Genomic DNA, 13,674 nt, shown 5'->3' with positions numbered 1-13,674 from the left:
TCCAAGTTACCCACCGGGCAGCTTGATCCGGCCCGTGAAGAAAGCAAGACTGAACACGGTCAGAATCGCGCCAATTGCCATCGTCAGCAATCCAAACGCAACGTTGCCGTCCCCGAGCATCACTCCCCCCCACACTGCCAGGACGACCCCAAGAACCGCTAGGATCAGCAGGCCTGCCACGCGATAGCCCCCAATGGACGTCATCAAGCTGATGTTAGCGAGCGAGCCCGGTGTGTAGGGCGACCCATGCAGAGGAACTTCCGTCGTGAGCGAAAGATCGATGTAGCGTGGTTTGATGTCCGCGACCGACTTCACGTCAATCTTGAACTGGCTGGATGCGTTGCGCCGGAACGCCTGTTTGGGCTCGGGGATCGAGAGATGCTCGGCGTCATCTGCCTTGATCGTCACCACTGTGCCATCCGGAAGGTCTTTGCCCTCGGCGGCCGGCACCAAGCTCGACAGCGTCACCCGGTAGGTGGACAAGGGATCGAGGCGATAGTCGGTGACGTAGTCCTTCTGCCCGAACCTATTGCTGGCACGGGGCTGTGGCAGGATGGTTTTCCGGCCCGACCAGGTTTCCTTTTCCAGATGGTCTATGCGCCAGAACACATCGCCATGAAACTGCGACGGCGGTGCCGCGAGCCGGTCAACGACCTTCCCCCAAAGTTGTACGCCGTCCTGCCGAAAAGCGGACAGATCGGCCCCCGGCGGCGCCAAGGCAACCCACTTTTCGAAGGGCAACTCCTTTTTTTCTGCCAGCATATCCAGCAGGGGTCGAATGGCCTGCGAATCGGGATCCGGAAATCCGGAAAGCTCCATATGGAAGTAGACGACGGTGCGTGAGCCACCATCGCCGCCCACCCGCTCTTCAACGGCGACGTTGCGGAGCCTGGCATAGCGCGTCGGGATAAGGACGGAAGCCGTCGGATCAAGCATCCGGTTCTTGGGTTCGGGATCGCCTGAGCCTTTCGCATAGTCGTTGAACTGCCCATAGAACAGGATGATATCGACGGGGCAGTCCGTCTCCTTCAGCTCGCGCAAAAAAGCAAACGCCTCTGGGCTGAAGTATTTCTCCTCATAGGTATATGGAAGGATCGTGCCCGAGGGCAGCGCCAGGAGTTGATGCACGTCCGCATAGTATTGCGCTCGTGTGCATGTATCGAAGACGACCACCGCAGGCATGTATGCTCTCTAACGACGCTGAAGGTTGATCCTTGATACACTGTCCGAGGTACCTGGGGTAGCCGTCACGTCGAGAGCAAACGACATCGAGGATAGCATTCTGGGCTAGAGAAGATTGAGAAGTAAGCGCAGAGCTGCCAAGCGGAGTGACCGACGGAGGTCCGCTTACCCCTCTCTGCCTCCAAAAACTGACAGTCCGCTACCCCAGTCTGGCCGTTGACGTCAGAACAATTGATAGTGTTGGGAAATGATTTCCCGAGGTGGGTTCGGGGCCGTTTGCCGTCCAGCAGCTTTCAGCCGCTGAAGGGCGGAACCGGACATTAAGCCTCCATAGGGAGCATCGACGCGATCTGACCCAATCACGTCGTTGCAGGAGGTACGCTCGGGCTTTTCGAATGGGGGCTCCAAGCCAAACTGGCAGCCGAGCGGATACCCTGTTTTACCCGAACTTAGAAGTTACGAGGCCACGGCTTGGCCGCGAGCTCGCCGAAAACGGGCGCGTCACCTGGATCGATCCGTGCTCCTTCTACGAGAGATGCTGCGATATCGCATCGATCAGATTTCAAGATGATGATGGACATTCGATCATTCGCACCGACCAACGCCTCGCTGCCGCAAAAGCCGTCGTGTGGACGGCGGCAGGCGGCGATCCGTAGCCCTCGCCGCGTCTGAAACTCACTACTCACTCACGAACACGAATGAGCAAATACCGTCTCTCTGCACTCCGGGCAGCGGCCGGTAGCCGATCGTGTCCCTCTCCGCGTTGCCCGTGACGGGACCCACATTGCGGGCTGGCCCGATGAAGGCGAACGGGCGATCGCTTTCAGTCTTCACCAAATAGGCGAACGTCTCGTCCTCGGGGTCCGCCGCACGATCCCCGACGTATGTGGGACCGACCATTGAGGAATCGGCTACGGAAGAGCCACAAAGCGCGGTCAGGCTGGCAAGCACACCCGTCGCAAATGCTAATTTAGGCATGTCATTTACTCCCTTGGTGCTGGGGCAAGCTTTGGGCAGTTTCCCGTCCAGGCTGGCTCGACGTGGAGAGCATCGGCGATTTTCGCGGTGCTAGTCCTGAAGAAGCTCCGAATTGATCGCAAAATTTTTCCGAAGGTCGTATGATCGGCTATGGAAGCTCAGCGCTTCGCATTTGGTCCCTTTGTGCTTGACGCCGGCAACGGCGCACTATTCGAGCACGGCCTGCCTGTCGCGATTGGAGGCAAACCCTTTGCGCTGCTGCAGGCCTTGGTGGAGGCGGCCGGTCAAGTAGTGCCCAAGATGGCTCTGATGGACGCTGCCTGGCCGAATACCAACGTGGAAGAGAGCAATCTGACGGTCCAGATCGCCGCCCTTCGCAGGCGGCTGCGGGTCTCGCCTGACGGGGAAGAGTGGATCGCGACTTTCCCTCGGGTGGGCTATCGGTTCGCAGGTCCGCTCACCGTCCAGGAGCGCGAGGCTCCAATCGTCGACCCCCGCCCGGCGCGCGAACCGGATCCCTCAATCGCTGTCTTGCCCTTTGCGTACATGAGCCTCGATCCGGAGCAGGCGCATTTCGCCGACGGTTTGGTGGACGATTTGATCACCGACCTGTCGACGGTGCCGGGTCTCGTGGTGATCGCAAGCCATTCATCGTTTGCGTTCAAGGCAAGGTCCGCCGATACGCAATCGATCGCGAAGGAACTCGGCGTCCGCTATGTCGTCGAGGGCAGCGTTCGCCGCGCCGCAGGCCAGGTAAGAATTGGGGCCCGACTCACTGAGGCGACGATGAACAGATGCCTTTGGGCCGAGCGCTTTGATGGCGATCTGGCCGACGTCTTTCGTCTGCAGGACCAAGTAGTGCGCAAAGTCGTCGCGGCTTTGGCTAATGTACTGCCGCTTGGACCAGTGCTCGATGATGCGCCCCGGCGCCGCACGACGATCGAAGCATATGATTTCCTCGTTCGCGGGCGCGTTCTTGTCATGCACTCGCCCGCCGGAAACAATCTTGCTCGTGCCCTCCTCGCCAAGGCCGCCGAGCTCGATCCGAACCTCGCGGAGGCCCACGCATGGCTCGCCGTTTCGCACTACGGCGCGGCGAACCAGTACGGGGAGGACTTTAACGCGAACCAGGCTCTCGGGCTCGCTTACGCTCAAACGGCTATGTCGCTCGATATGAGCGATCCTATGGGGCATAGCGTTCTTGGGTTTGGTCGGCTCTGCGAGGGCGTGCTCGAAGAGGCGGAGTCCGCGTTCGAAACGGCGCTGCGCATCAATCCGAACCATGCCGACACGATGGTGAACATGGCGAACTTGAGGGTCCTGCAAGGCCTGCCCCACGATGCCGTGGAATGGGGCGAGAGCGCTCTCCGCCTCAACCCCTACCCACCCGGTTGGTACTACTGGGACCTCGGGTTCGCATACTATGCTGCCGGCCACTACACCCAGGCGGTCAGCGTTCTCCGCAAGGAGGAGGTTGGTCGGCTACCGGCAAAGCGCATCCTTGCTGCGAGCTTGGCGCAGCTAGGTCAATTCACCGAAGCTCACGAGGAAGCATGTCGGTTCCTTGAGATAAATCCCGGTTTCCTCGCATCTCGTTGGGCAGCTACGCAGCCTTTTAGACGCAATGAGGACCGGCAGCATTTCCTCGACGGTTATATCAAGGCGGGTTTGCCGCTGTAGACTTGGCCGCCTGCGATATTTTCTCTGGACCGCGCAATGGGGATTAATCTAGCCGCTCCTCAAACGACTGTTTTGATCTTCCATCGCCGCGTCCTCATGCTCTAGCCACGCCCGCCGCCATAGAGATCACTGTCCTCGACAATCATTACTACGCACTTTGATAGCCATTCGCACCACGATGCGCGAGGCGCGCCTTTCGCGGATGAAGTCGCTTCAGAATGGAATTCTCGTCGCCGTGTTCGTGTTAACCGGCTGCGCATCCAACAGGATCAGTCCGTCGAATTTCGAAACAGCCGGCTGCACTGACCTCAACAATGCCATTGGTGACAAGGCAAAGGCGATCAGCGGCGTCGCGATCAGCCGTGGCAATGTCGACAAGCTCAGTATTCCATTTTGGGTGCCGGGTGGGAGCAAGGCGGTTTCGGTCATCAAGAACAGACACAAGATCGAAAAACTTCAGGGAGAACAAGCCGCGATGTCCGATGCTAGAAGGCGTCGTTGCTTATCTTGAGAATGGGCCCTCCTCGTCGAGCCCGTTACTCATCCGATGGGTGACGGGCTTCTGGTTTTACACCGGAAACCAAAACTGCATCCCAAAAGTTTGTCGCAACCCAGCGAGAAAGCTGCGACCTTCAATTGCCGCACGTACGCAATTCGCGGCCCTGGAAGCCTGCATTGAGGCGCCGATATGGCAGTAGCAGACGATTTCGTGCAGTTGCTTGTCCGTCAATTCGAAGAACCGTTTTGCCTCCCCGTAACTGTCGTCGGCCAAGCCTTCCTCGCGTAAGGCCGTATCCTCGAACGCGACTGATATCGGTGAACCGTCTGCGCGCATCGTGTCCCGCTCGGCGACTGGGCGATGCTCTGTTCCTTCTAGCGCTGCAAGCGTCCGACACGGATGCATTTTCAGCAATTCTGCCCAGCGTTCGAGGCGCTGGGTTCGGGTCATTCCGAGCTGTGTCGGGTCCTTGTGGACTTCGGCAATCGCCTGCATTTGGTCCAGTGTTTGGTGCTTCATGGCAACCTCCTGTAACGGTGGCTTGGCCCCCATGTGCCCAGCATCGCAATATAATACGAAGGTCCGTATTCGTCACCGCCTTTCGTGGCCTTGAGGAAGTTTCCTTCTGATCGTCCAAGCCCGCGCCGGTTCTTGACGGATACAACAGCAATTCCCAGATCAAACAGGGCAACAATGCTGTGCTTCCCGACCGTTGGAGTTTTGCAATCTTTCAGCGGTCGCTACGAGCGTTGCCGAAGAACTGCACCATGATACAGATCAACATCCGGCATCTTAAGCCCAGCCTTGTTTCCCGACGAGTGGCACAAACCTGACGATTCCCAAATCCTCTTCGTCGAATTGCGTTTCACGTATTCGGGTGATCTTGAGCAGGTGTTGCGGGCCACGCCTGCTTCCAACCGGCAGGATCAGCCGGCCACCAATGCCGAGCTGGTCTTTGAGGGCCGGTGGGATTGCAGGTCCTCCGGCGGCTACCAGGATTGCGTCGAATGGCGCGGCCTCGGGCCAGCCCTTTGTGCCGTCGCCAATCCGCAGGTCGATGTTTCCATATCCGAGGACGTTGAAGCGCTGCAGAGCAGCCGTTCCCAAAACGGCATGGCGTTCAATGGCGAAGACCATCCCGGCGATCCGGCTGATCACGGCCGCTGCATATCCGGAGCCAGCACCCACTTCCAGTACGCGATCGCTTGGCTTTATTGCAGCTGCCTCGACCATCAGCGCCACGACGTAAGGTTGTGAGATCGTCTGTCCCAGTCCAATTGGGAGAGAAAGATCGTCATACGCGAATTCTTCGTAACGGGGCGGGACGAACTTTTCGCGAGGTACCTTGCGCATGGCATCGAGGACATTTCGGTCACTCACGCCACGGACGGCGATTTGGACCTCGACCATTCGCTTACGCAAATACGCGCTGTCAGGCATGGCAGGGTACCCGGCATCGGATGCCCGAGAGCAAGAAAACAGGCTCCGATACAAGTTGAATCGATGACGATCTCATTCCGCGTCAAATATCGGCCGATTGCAGCGCACCATTGGATGACTCCGGCATCAGGGCGTAAGCGTACTTCTATCACCCTATGCCGCTAGACGCCGCTATTCCGCCTTTCATTGCCGAGGGCCGCGATCAAGCTCATGAGAAGGTGACCCAACGGCCTGTGTTAGCCATTGCGGATCGAACCAACGGTCGGCTGGTCCGTCATAACCTGGTGATATCCCAATGGCTGACAAAGCGTGCATAGGCATCCCAGATCGGGGACCGCCGCCGATAAAAACGACGCGACCCGAAAATCGCTTCAGCGTCTCCTGTGGATCCATGCCGGAGCGCAGGACGAATAGCTCGCGATCTCGGCGGGCAAATTCTGGAACGCTAGCGACTGTGTTGGGTCCTGCTGCCAAGACATGACCTTTTGTTACTTCGAAGAATCGGGCAACGTCAGCCTTATATTCAGGTAACCCGTTTCCCTCCCACGGCAAGCGCCCTTCGAGGGTCCCGACCGTCCGATAGCGCAGATCACTCTTACGACGGTCTGGTACAAAATCTCTCCTCACGTTGGCTTTCAACTCTATGGCTTCCGCTGTTCAGCCAGATCCCGGGACGGATGGGAGCAGGGTCGTAACCCTGTCCCCCACATTCCCATCCAGGCGGCCTCAAGCTGGGCGACCGTGAAGCCTACAAATGACTTGATCTTGGGGAAAGTTTGGCAGCTGGACGACCACAAGACACTGACGTTCCGGTGAGTCCTTGGTGGCATAGTCCAACGCTGGCTTGCCCAGGCTGAAAACCAGTGTGGCGCGGAACGGCCATGCGGTGACCCCTTCAGGCGGAGGGCGGGAATACTGGCGATTAGCAGAAGTTGGCGAAAACAATAGGGTGACAATCGAGTTGGACTGGCAAAGAGTAACGTTGGCGCTCGTCGCATCTCCAATAGCTGAGCAACCGTTGCGACAACAGGAGCATACCGCAATGACCACCCACAAAGTTGGCTATTTCATTGGCAGCCTCGCCAAGGGCTCGATCAACCGCAAACTCGCCCAGGCGCTGGTGCGGCTGGCCCCACCCGAACTTGAAATGTCGGAAATTTCCTTCAAAGATTTGCCGCTTTACAGCTACGACTATGACGCGGACTATCCTCCAACTGGCAAGGCATTCAAGGCAGCCATCGCTGCCGTCGATGCCGTGCTGTTCGTCATGCCCGAATACAACCGCTCGATACCCGGCGGGCTGAAGAATGCGATCGACTGGGCAAGCCGGCCCTACGGCACCAACTCGTTCACGCGTAAGCCGTCAGCGGTAATAGGCACGTCGCCGGGCGCGATCGGCACCGCCGTCGCACAGCAGAATTTGCGCAGCGTCCTCAGTTTCTGCAACTCACCCCAGATGAACGCCCCGGAAGCCTATATCCAGTTCACGCCGGGGCTGATTACTGATGACGGTGAAGTCACGAACGACAGCACCGCCGAGTTCCTGCGCACTTTCATGGAGGACTTTCATGTCTTCATCGCAAGAGTTCGCTCGGTGCTGCCGAAGGACGCTTGAGTGACCCCGAGTTGCGAGATGACCCGTCGCTGGGCATAGAGATCGGCCCCTGTGGGCTGGCAGAAGGAGAAAGACCATGAAGAAGAGCTGGACCAAGCCGACAATGTGTCAGGTCACCGCGGGCTTTGAAATTTCGCGGTATATACCTGCTGAGATCACTCCCAAGAAGTAAGCCGTGCAGATGCGTGCCCTTGGCGGCAGGGGCACGTCGACGGCATCGTGGGCGACCCGCATACATGCCGGAAGCGGTCCTCGGCCGTGAGAGTAACCTGAACCCAGCGGGGTCAGGCAGTCCGCCTCAGTCCAAGCATCATCCGCGCTTCCTCCCAAGTCGCCACCGGGCGTGCATGGCGCTCGCACAGCTCCGTTGCGCGGCGCACAAGGGCGGCGTTGGAGGGAGCAAGCGTATTTCGGTCGAGCCTCACGTTGTCCTCGAGTCCGGTGCGCACGTGTCCGCCTGCAGCAATGCACCACTCGTTGAGTTCGACCTGGTGCCGCCCTATTCCGGCGCCGCACCATAGCGCGCTGGGCAGGAGGCGCCGTGTCGTTCTGACATAGAAATCGAAGACCTCACGATCGGCAGGCATCGCATTCCTCACGCCCATGACGAACTGGACGTAGGGCGCACCCTTTATCTTGCCGTCCCGGACCATCTCGGCTGCCTTGAACAGGTGGCTGAGATCGAACACCTCGATCTCCGGCTTGACGTCATGGACCATCATCTGTCCGGTCAGCCAGTCGACGAGTTCGGGAGGATTTTCGTAAACCCGCATGGGAAAGTTGTTCGATCCTACGGCGAGCGAGGCCATGTCCGGCCGCAGGGGCAGCATGCCCCCACGTTCGCTTCCCGTACCGGATCGGCCGCCCGTGGAAAACTGGATGATCATGCCGGGACAATGCTTCCGGATGCCTTCCTGCAGGCGCCCGAACCTTGCCGGGTCCGAACTGGGCTGGCCTTCATCATCGCGGACGTGGCAGTGCACAATCGAAGCGCCGATCTCGAAGGCCTCCTGCGTGCTCTCGACCTGTTCCGCCACGGAAATGGGAACGGCTGGGCTATCTGACTTCTGCGGAAGAGACCCGGTGATGGCAACGCAGATGATGCATGGTGTTGTCACGCCAGTTCTCCCGTCCTCCCGACGGCGGGCGGTGCTGCCTTCACCTGTCTTGGAATCCCCGGCCTGCCCGGCTCGCATTCCAGCGAACTCCGGGGCCAGCTGCCTGCGTCCGCGGCAGCGCTATATGTCGATTCAAGGAAGCGCATCAGCGTACGCTCCGGATCAGCGCTCCGCCGCACGGCCTCGTAGGGGAGGAGGAACTCGCCGAGCGTCTTGTCGAACCGAGCCTCCTGGGGCTCCACGTTCCGCTCGCTGAAGCCGACTGGCGCAGGATAGGCGTAGGAATAGAACATCGCCTCGTCGACTCCGGAGCCGCCCGGCCAGAACCCTGCCGACGACACTTCGTGGCTGTAAGCTTCCCGCGAGACGGTGTCAGGAAGACCCGGCACGCCTCCGGGATGCAAGGGTGCGTCTCGCCCGGAAAAGCGCGTGACCGCCAGGTCGAACGATCCCCAGAAGAGATGCACGGGCGAGACCTTGCCGAGGAAGCTCGTCCTGAACCCCTGGAACACGCGCGCGATACGTACAAGGGCCTGATGGAAGCGCTGCACCGCTTCCATGTCGTAGGGCCTCCCCACTTCGTCCTGCGCGAACGGAACCGGGTCGACGATCTCGTTGGGAGCGCCGTGCATCAATGCCTGTCCACCGACGGACCTGATCGCATGGGCGGTCCGGTCGAAGAATTCCGCAACGCTCATCGGCCCCAGCGGGAAGGTCGCCCTTGCGCCTCCCTCCGCCTCGGCCACCAGGAGTTGGTCGCAGAAATCCAGGCTGATGGTGATGAGGCCTCCCACGTCGGGAACCGGACCAGTAGTCAGCCCGCGTGGCGTGACATAGAGCGTCGCGTGCCACGAGTGGTTGACCCAGGGTGTGTGGGCGAGACGGTATTTGCCGAGGATCTGGGACCACAGGTGCAGCGCCGTGCAGGTCTCGCGCCATTCGGCATAAGGGATCGAGGGCCATGGCACCGCGGGAAGGCTTCCTGCCAAACCGATCTCCTTGTTCGTGGTGCCCGGAGCATCTCTATTGGGCCACGTCTCCCGGCTACCTTGCCGACAGCCTCGATTGTCGAGGGCTCCTACTTGCACCCCATCTGACCAGAGCAGGGCTTCTCAGTCCAGCCCCGGTCAGGGACTCGATTCGTCAGGAGCGGATTATGGCTTTCCTGCCGTGACACGGAAGATCGTGCCGTTGGTGTCGTCGCTCACGAGCAGGGAACCGTCCTGTGCGACGGCAATCCCGGTCGGGCGACCCCAGACCTTGGCGTTGTCGAGCACAAAGCCAGTCATGAAGTCTTCGTAGACACCAGTCGGCTTTCCGTTTTCGAACAGGGCGCGGACGACCTTGTACCCAGTGCGCAGTTCACGGTTCCAGGACCCGCGCATCGTCGCAAAGGCATCGCCGCGATACTCCTCGGGAAATTGATTTTCCTCGTAGAAGGCAATCTGCATGGTGGACGAATGCGGCTGCAGCAGCACGTCAGGAACGAGAACCTTGTCCTTGAGATCGGGGCGCTCGCCGGAATGCGCCGGGTCCTCGTTGCCGCCAGTATAGTACCATGGCCAGCCGTAGAACCCACCCTCCTGAACGCTGGTCAGGTAGTCTGGCACCAGATTGGGGCCGATGTGGTCGCGCTCGTTACCAGTACACCACAGCGTGTCGGTACCAGGCTGGATGGTCATGCCCGAGCAGTTCCGCAGCCCTGTTGCGAAATTGCGGATGCTCTGGCCTTCCGGATCGAAGACGCGAACCACCGCCCGGTTCTCTTCATCGCCCCAGGCAGCGCCAAGGCCATGCGTCTCTTCATTTGCCTTGATTTGCTCCTCGCTCATCTTCGGCATCGCGCCAGCGACGTTCGAAGCGGATCCAATCGACACATAAAGACGCTGCCCGTCGGGTGAAACCGCAAGGTCGCGGGTCCAGTGCCGAACGGTCGGGATGTCCGCGATGATGGTTTCGGCCGCGCCGCCAGCCTTGCGATCACCAGGCTTGTATGGATAGCGCACGACCTTGTCAGCCGATGCCACATAGACGTACGTCGGCTCGGCGGGCGGGAAAAAGGCCATGCCGAACGGTCGGTCGAGCCCCTCGGAGAATGTCTCGGGTTTGGTTTTGCCCGATGCGTCGGCGGCAAAGACCAGCACCCGTCCGCTTCCCGTTTCAGCCACGAAGATGTCGCCGTTGGGAGCGGTCCGGAGGACGCGGGGCTGGTTCAGGCCGCTGGCGAACACCTCGACTTTGAACCCCTCGGGAACTTTTGGCATCACTCCGTCAGGCGCGGGGACCACGGTGGCCATGTTTTCGAAATCCGGCGCCTCGGGGTCATTGTCCGCAAGGCTGGGCGGCGGCAAGTCGGCGGCCGTGATGTGGCGACGCACACCGGGAGAGTCAGGTTCCCAGGTTCCGAAGGCGGCCTTGCCCGTCAGCACCTCCTGCGCCTGCAGGGGTGTCCAGGCCACGATGGCCAGCGGGAGAGCAAGCAGTATCGGCAATCTGCGCATTGTTTATTCCTCCCAAACACGCTGCCAGGTTGCCCGGACAGCAATCGAGCGAAACTCGTAACCTCCGTAGAAGTTCCGGGCACCCACCTTTAGCGTCCCGTTGGAAGAGTCCTTGGTGACACAGCCCTTTCCGCTCTCTAATTGGAGGGACGCATAGAAAGCGGAAGGATGGCCATGCAACTGATCGGAATATCCGGAAGCCTGAGGCAAGGCTCCTACAACTCAGCGCTGCTGAGGGCAGCAGCTGGCTTTATGCCAGACGGCACAAAGCTAGACATCCGGTCGATCGCCGGAATTCCGCTCTACAACGGCGACGTCGAGGCTGCCGAAGGTATCCCGCCTGCCGTAGCTGAACTCAAGGACGCGATCGCGGTGGCCGACGGGCTGCTCATCGTAACGCCCGAATACAACAACTCCATGCCGGGAGTGCTCAAGAACACGGTGGACTGGCTCACCCGTCCAGGCTCGGACATCAAGCGGGTCTGGGGCGGGAAACCCGTGGCGATTATCGGCGCGTCGCCCGGGAGGTTCGGAACGATCCTGAGCCAGAACGCATGGTTGCCCGTGATGCGTACGCTCGGAGCGGATTTGTGGACCGGAGGCCGTTTGATGGTCGCACAGGCAGGCGGCCTCTTCAGCGACGATGGCGAGCTGACGGACGAGCAGACCCGGACAAGGCTGCAGCGGTTCCTGGAAGGTTTCGCGGCTCATTGCGAGCAGGGGCACAGCAAGCGGCAGTCATGACAGGAGTGGGGCCTCGCCGCTCCACGCTCGTTCCAGCAAGTGCTTGAGACCATGTGCATCGAGGGGGCGCGGGTTCCAGTAAGGATCAGCCAGCGCTTCCTCGACGGCGGGTCCGATCCCGTCCTCGGGCATGCCGAGATCGCGGAGCGTCATCACCCCGCCAAGGGACCGGGTCAGATTGAAAAGGCCATGCGGGGCATCCGATACGCGAAGCGCTCGTGCGACGCGCTCCATGGCATCCAGTGCCGCGGGCGCGTTGTAAGCGGCTGTATGCGGCAGAAGGGCCGCATGCGTTTCCGCATGGGGCAAATCGAACATGCCGCCCAGGATATGGGCGAGCTTGTGGTGCAGCGCCATCGTGGTCGCCCCGAGCACGCTGCCGCAAAGAAATGCGCCGTACAGGGCATCCGCTCTGGCTTCCGCGTCGGCGAGGTCAGCAGTAATCCTCGGGAGCGCGCTCGCCATCCTGGCAATGCCCTCTTCAGCCATGAGCGACAGGACGGGGTTGCCATCTGTCGCGTAGAGCGCCTCGACCGCGTGCGCGATGGCGTTCATCCCTGACGTGGCAGAGATCTTCGCCGGGAGCGTCAGTGTGAGGTCGATGTCGTAGATCACCGTCTCAGGCAGGACCTTCGGAGTACGCTGGGTGGTCTTGCGTCCTTCGAGCGTTTCTCCAAGCACCGGAGTCATCTCGGACCCGGCATAGGTCGTCGGCAACACGATCTGCGGCAGGTCTGTGCGGAGGGCGAGCGACTTGGACAGGCCGATAGCGGAACCCCCTCCAACCGCGACGAGGATATCCGCCCCGTTTTCCCGAACGGCGGCGAGCGCGCGCTCGGTCGCTTCGACGGGCGTGTGCATGACGGCTTCGGGGCATATGCCAGCGCTGAGTGAGCCGAGATGCCCGGCGATGTCTGCGGCGAGGCGTTCCCCACGTCCTGGCGTGCTGAGTACGATGGCTCGGCGGCCCCCAAGCCGCTCGACCTCTTCCCTGAGCTGATGCCTGGCTCCCGCTCTGAACACGACGCGGGCAGGGAGCGGCTCGTAGATGAACACTTGCATGGGAGCTCCTTTCCGACCATTCCGGGACAGCGGCATAAGGATAGAACGTTCTACGGGAGCGCACCTCATTGCACCAACATAGCGCGCCGTCCGTTGGAGTCCCACCGGACCGCCATAGCCCCAGGCGGCGCAGGCGGTGTCGCTGGGCTGATGGGTTACTTCAACCAGGAGCTGGTAAACACGACGCTGCATCTCAGAGCGAAGTGCATCGCCGATGCTCTGCCCTGATCACGTGACCAGTGCTCCAGGTATTTAGTTCAAGAACTTCGTAATCGCGGCGAATTCTTCTTGCCGTAGTTCGTGGCCGCCGCCATGCAGCGCGAGTTCCACGGCTGCGCCCTGCGCTTCCAGCCAGGCAACCAGCGACTGCGTCATCGGCAAGGGACAGATCGGATCGCGCTGCCCGGCCGTGACCAGCACCGACAATGATTTCAGGGCAGGATTGGGCTTCGGCGTCCACGGAATCAGCGGGTGCATCAGCACCACCCGCTCGAAGAGTTCCGGCGCTTCGAAGACGACGGAGGCGAGGATGTTGCCTCCGTTGGAGTAACCCAGCCCATAGACGCGTGCACCAGGATGCGAATCCTTGTGGGCCTGAATGAACCCCTTCATCTTCTGCGTTCGTGCTGCCAGGTCATCCATGTCGTAGACGCCTTCGCCCGTCCGTCGGAAGAAACGGGCAGCGCCGTATTCCGACACGTCCCCGCGTGGCGAGACGATGCCCGCTTCGGGGAGGAACTGTCCGACCAGGCCGGGGAACTGTTGCTCGTCGCCTCCCGTGCCATGGAAGGTGAATACCAACGGGGCACCTTGGGCAGGCGGCTTTGCGATGTGCTGATAGGCTGATTTCGGCAT

Annotated in this window: 12 protein-coding genes and 2 pseudogenes; 4 read left to right on the top strand and 10 right to left on the bottom strand. The window is 60.6% G+C overall.

The features are described 5' to 3' along the window. Positions 1–6: 6 nt before the first annotated feature. Positions 7–1,182, bottom strand: a complete 1,176-nt coding sequence (locus tag ACX3P0_RS07345; protein WP_459087617.1) for a hypothetical protein — start codon at positions 1,180–1,182, stop codon at positions 7–9. Positions 1,183–1,860: 678 nt separating this feature from the next. Continuing rightward, complete coding sequence (locus tag ACX3P0_RS07340; protein WP_459087615.1) at positions 1,861–2,160, bottom strand: hypothetical protein; 300 nt, start codon at positions 2,158–2,160, stop codon at positions 1,861–1,863. A 150-nt stretch (positions 2,161–2,310) separates the two neighbouring features. Here ACX3P0_RS07340 and ACX3P0_RS07335 point away from each other — a divergent pair, with 150 nt between their 5' ends. Next, a complete protein-coding gene (locus tag ACX3P0_RS07335) occupies positions 2,311–3,840 on the top strand; it encodes a winged helix-turn-helix domain-containing tetratricopeptide repeat protein (protein ID WP_459087613.1) in 1,530 nt (509 codons plus the stop codon). 157 nt (positions 3,841–3,997) lie between these two features. Next, on the top strand, positions 3,998–4,351 hold the full coding sequence (locus ACX3P0_RS07330; RefSeq protein ID WP_459087611.1) for a hypothetical protein: 354 nt from the start codon (positions 3,998–4,000) through the stop codon (positions 4,349–4,351). A 57-nt stretch (positions 4,352–4,408) separates the two neighbouring features. Here the strand turns inward: ACX3P0_RS07330 and ACX3P0_RS07325 are convergent, their stop codons facing one another. The 3 genes and pseudogenes from ACX3P0_RS07325 to ACX3P0_RS07315 all read right to left on the bottom strand — a co-directional run bounded on the left by ACX3P0_RS07325 (position 4,409) and on the right by ACX3P0_RS07315 (position 6,393). Beyond that, positions 4,409–4,858, bottom strand: a complete 450-nt coding sequence (locus tag ACX3P0_RS07325) for a hypothetical protein (protein WP_459087610.1) — start codon at positions 4,856–4,858, stop codon at positions 4,409–4,411. Between the two features lie 279 nt (positions 4,859–5,137). Continuing rightward, positions 5,138–5,779: pseudogene (locus tag ACX3P0_RS07320) on the bottom strand (protein-L-isoaspartate(D-aspartate) O-methyltransferase); the annotation flags it as partial. Positions 5,780–5,962: 183 nt separating this feature from the next. After that, a pseudogene (locus ACX3P0_RS07315) lies at positions 5,963–6,393 on the bottom strand (dihydrofolate reductase family protein). A 428-nt stretch (positions 6,394–6,821) separates the two neighbouring features. On the opposite strand from ACX3P0_RS07315, the gene ACX3P0_RS07310 reads away from it, so the two are divergent. Continuing rightward, entirely contained in the window at positions 6,822–7,394 is a 573-nt protein-coding gene (locus ACX3P0_RS07310; protein WP_459087608.1) for an NADPH-dependent FMN reductase, read from the top strand. A gap of 284 nt (positions 7,395–7,678) precedes the next feature. Here ACX3P0_RS07310 and ACX3P0_RS07305 read toward each other — a convergent pair whose 3' ends face one another. The 3 genes from ACX3P0_RS07305 to ACX3P0_RS07295 form a co-directional block, all read right to left on the bottom strand. Next, positions 7,679–8,512 carry a beta-keto acid cleavage family enzyme gene (locus tag ACX3P0_RS07305; RefSeq protein WP_459087606.1) on the bottom strand — a complete coding sequence of 278 codons (834 nt, stop codon included), beginning with the start codon at positions 8,510–8,512 and terminating at the stop codon, positions 7,679–7,681. Next, entirely contained in the window at positions 8,509–9,501 is a 993-nt protein-coding gene (locus ACX3P0_RS07300; protein ID WP_459087604.1) for a DUF5996 family protein, read from the bottom strand. The genes ACX3P0_RS07305 and ACX3P0_RS07300 overlap by 4 nt, the downstream gene beginning before the upstream one ends. A gap of 165 nt (positions 9,502–9,666) precedes the next feature. Continuing rightward, positions 9,667–11,013, bottom strand: a complete 1,347-nt coding sequence (locus ACX3P0_RS07295) for a PQQ-dependent sugar dehydrogenase (RefSeq protein ID WP_459087603.1) — start codon at positions 11,011–11,013, stop codon at positions 9,667–9,669. Between the two features lie 174 nt (positions 11,014–11,187). Here ACX3P0_RS07295 and ACX3P0_RS07290 point away from each other — a divergent pair, with 174 nt between their 5' ends. Then, positions 11,188–11,757 (top strand): NADPH-dependent FMN reductase, encoded by a 570-nt coding sequence (locus ACX3P0_RS07290; protein ID WP_459087601.1) that lies wholly within the window; start codon positions 11,188–11,190, stop codon positions 11,755–11,757. Here ACX3P0_RS07290 and ACX3P0_RS07285 read toward each other — a convergent pair. Then, a complete protein-coding gene (locus ACX3P0_RS07285) occupies positions 11,752–12,819 on the bottom strand; it encodes a maleylacetate reductase (RefSeq protein ID WP_459087599.1) in 1,068 nt (355 codons plus the stop codon). The genes ACX3P0_RS07290 and ACX3P0_RS07285 overlap by 6 nt on opposite strands. A 252-nt stretch (positions 12,820–13,071) precedes the next feature. Continuing rightward, positions 13,072–13,674 carry an alpha/beta hydrolase gene (locus ACX3P0_RS07280; protein WP_459087597.1) on the bottom strand — a complete coding sequence of 201 codons (603 nt, stop codon included), beginning with the start codon at positions 13,672–13,674 and terminating at the stop codon, positions 13,072–13,074.

The sequence above is a fragment of the Mesorhizobium sp. A556 genome, assembly GCF_054489545.1.
The sequence above is the reverse complement of the archived record's forward strand: the minus strand, read 5'-3'. Positions and strand labels throughout refer to the sequence as shown.

Bases quoted from the DNA above. Each gene is read 5' to 3' on its own strand.
- ACX3P0_RS07345 (WP_459087617.1), bottom strand. From the start codon at position 1,182: ATGCCTGCGGTGGTCGTCTTCGATACATGCACACGAGCGCAATACTAT.
- ACX3P0_RS07340 (WP_459087615.1), bottom strand. From the start codon at position 2,160: ATGCCTAAATTAGCATTTGCGACGGGTGTGCTTGCCAGCCTGACCGCG.
- ACX3P0_RS07280 (WP_459087597.1), bottom strand. From the start codon at position 13,674: ATGCCGAAATCAGCCTATCAGCACATCGCAAAGCCGCCTGCCCAAGGT.
- ACX3P0_RS07290 (WP_459087601.1), top strand. From the start codon at position 11,188: ATGCAACTGATCGGAATATCCGGAAGCCTGAGGCAAGGCTCCTACAAC.
- ACX3P0_RS07295 (WP_459087603.1), bottom strand. From the start codon at position 11,013: ATGCGCAGATTGCCGATACTGCTTGCTCTCCCGCTGGCCATCGTGGCC.
- ACX3P0_RS07285 (WP_459087599.1), bottom strand. From the start codon at position 12,819: ATGCAAGTGTTCATCTACGAGCCGCTCCCTGCCCGCGTCGTGTTCAGA.
- ACX3P0_RS07335 (WP_459087613.1), top strand. From the start codon at position 2,311: ATGGAAGCTCAGCGCTTCGCATTTGGTCCCTTTGTGCTTGACGCCGGC.
- ACX3P0_RS07325 (WP_459087610.1), bottom strand. From the start codon at position 4,858: ATGAAGCACCAAACACTGGACCAAATGCAGGCGATTGCCGAAGTCCAC.
- ACX3P0_RS07310 (WP_459087608.1), top strand. From the start codon at position 6,822: ATGACCACCCACAAAGTTGGCTATTTCATTGGCAGCCTCGCCAAGGGC.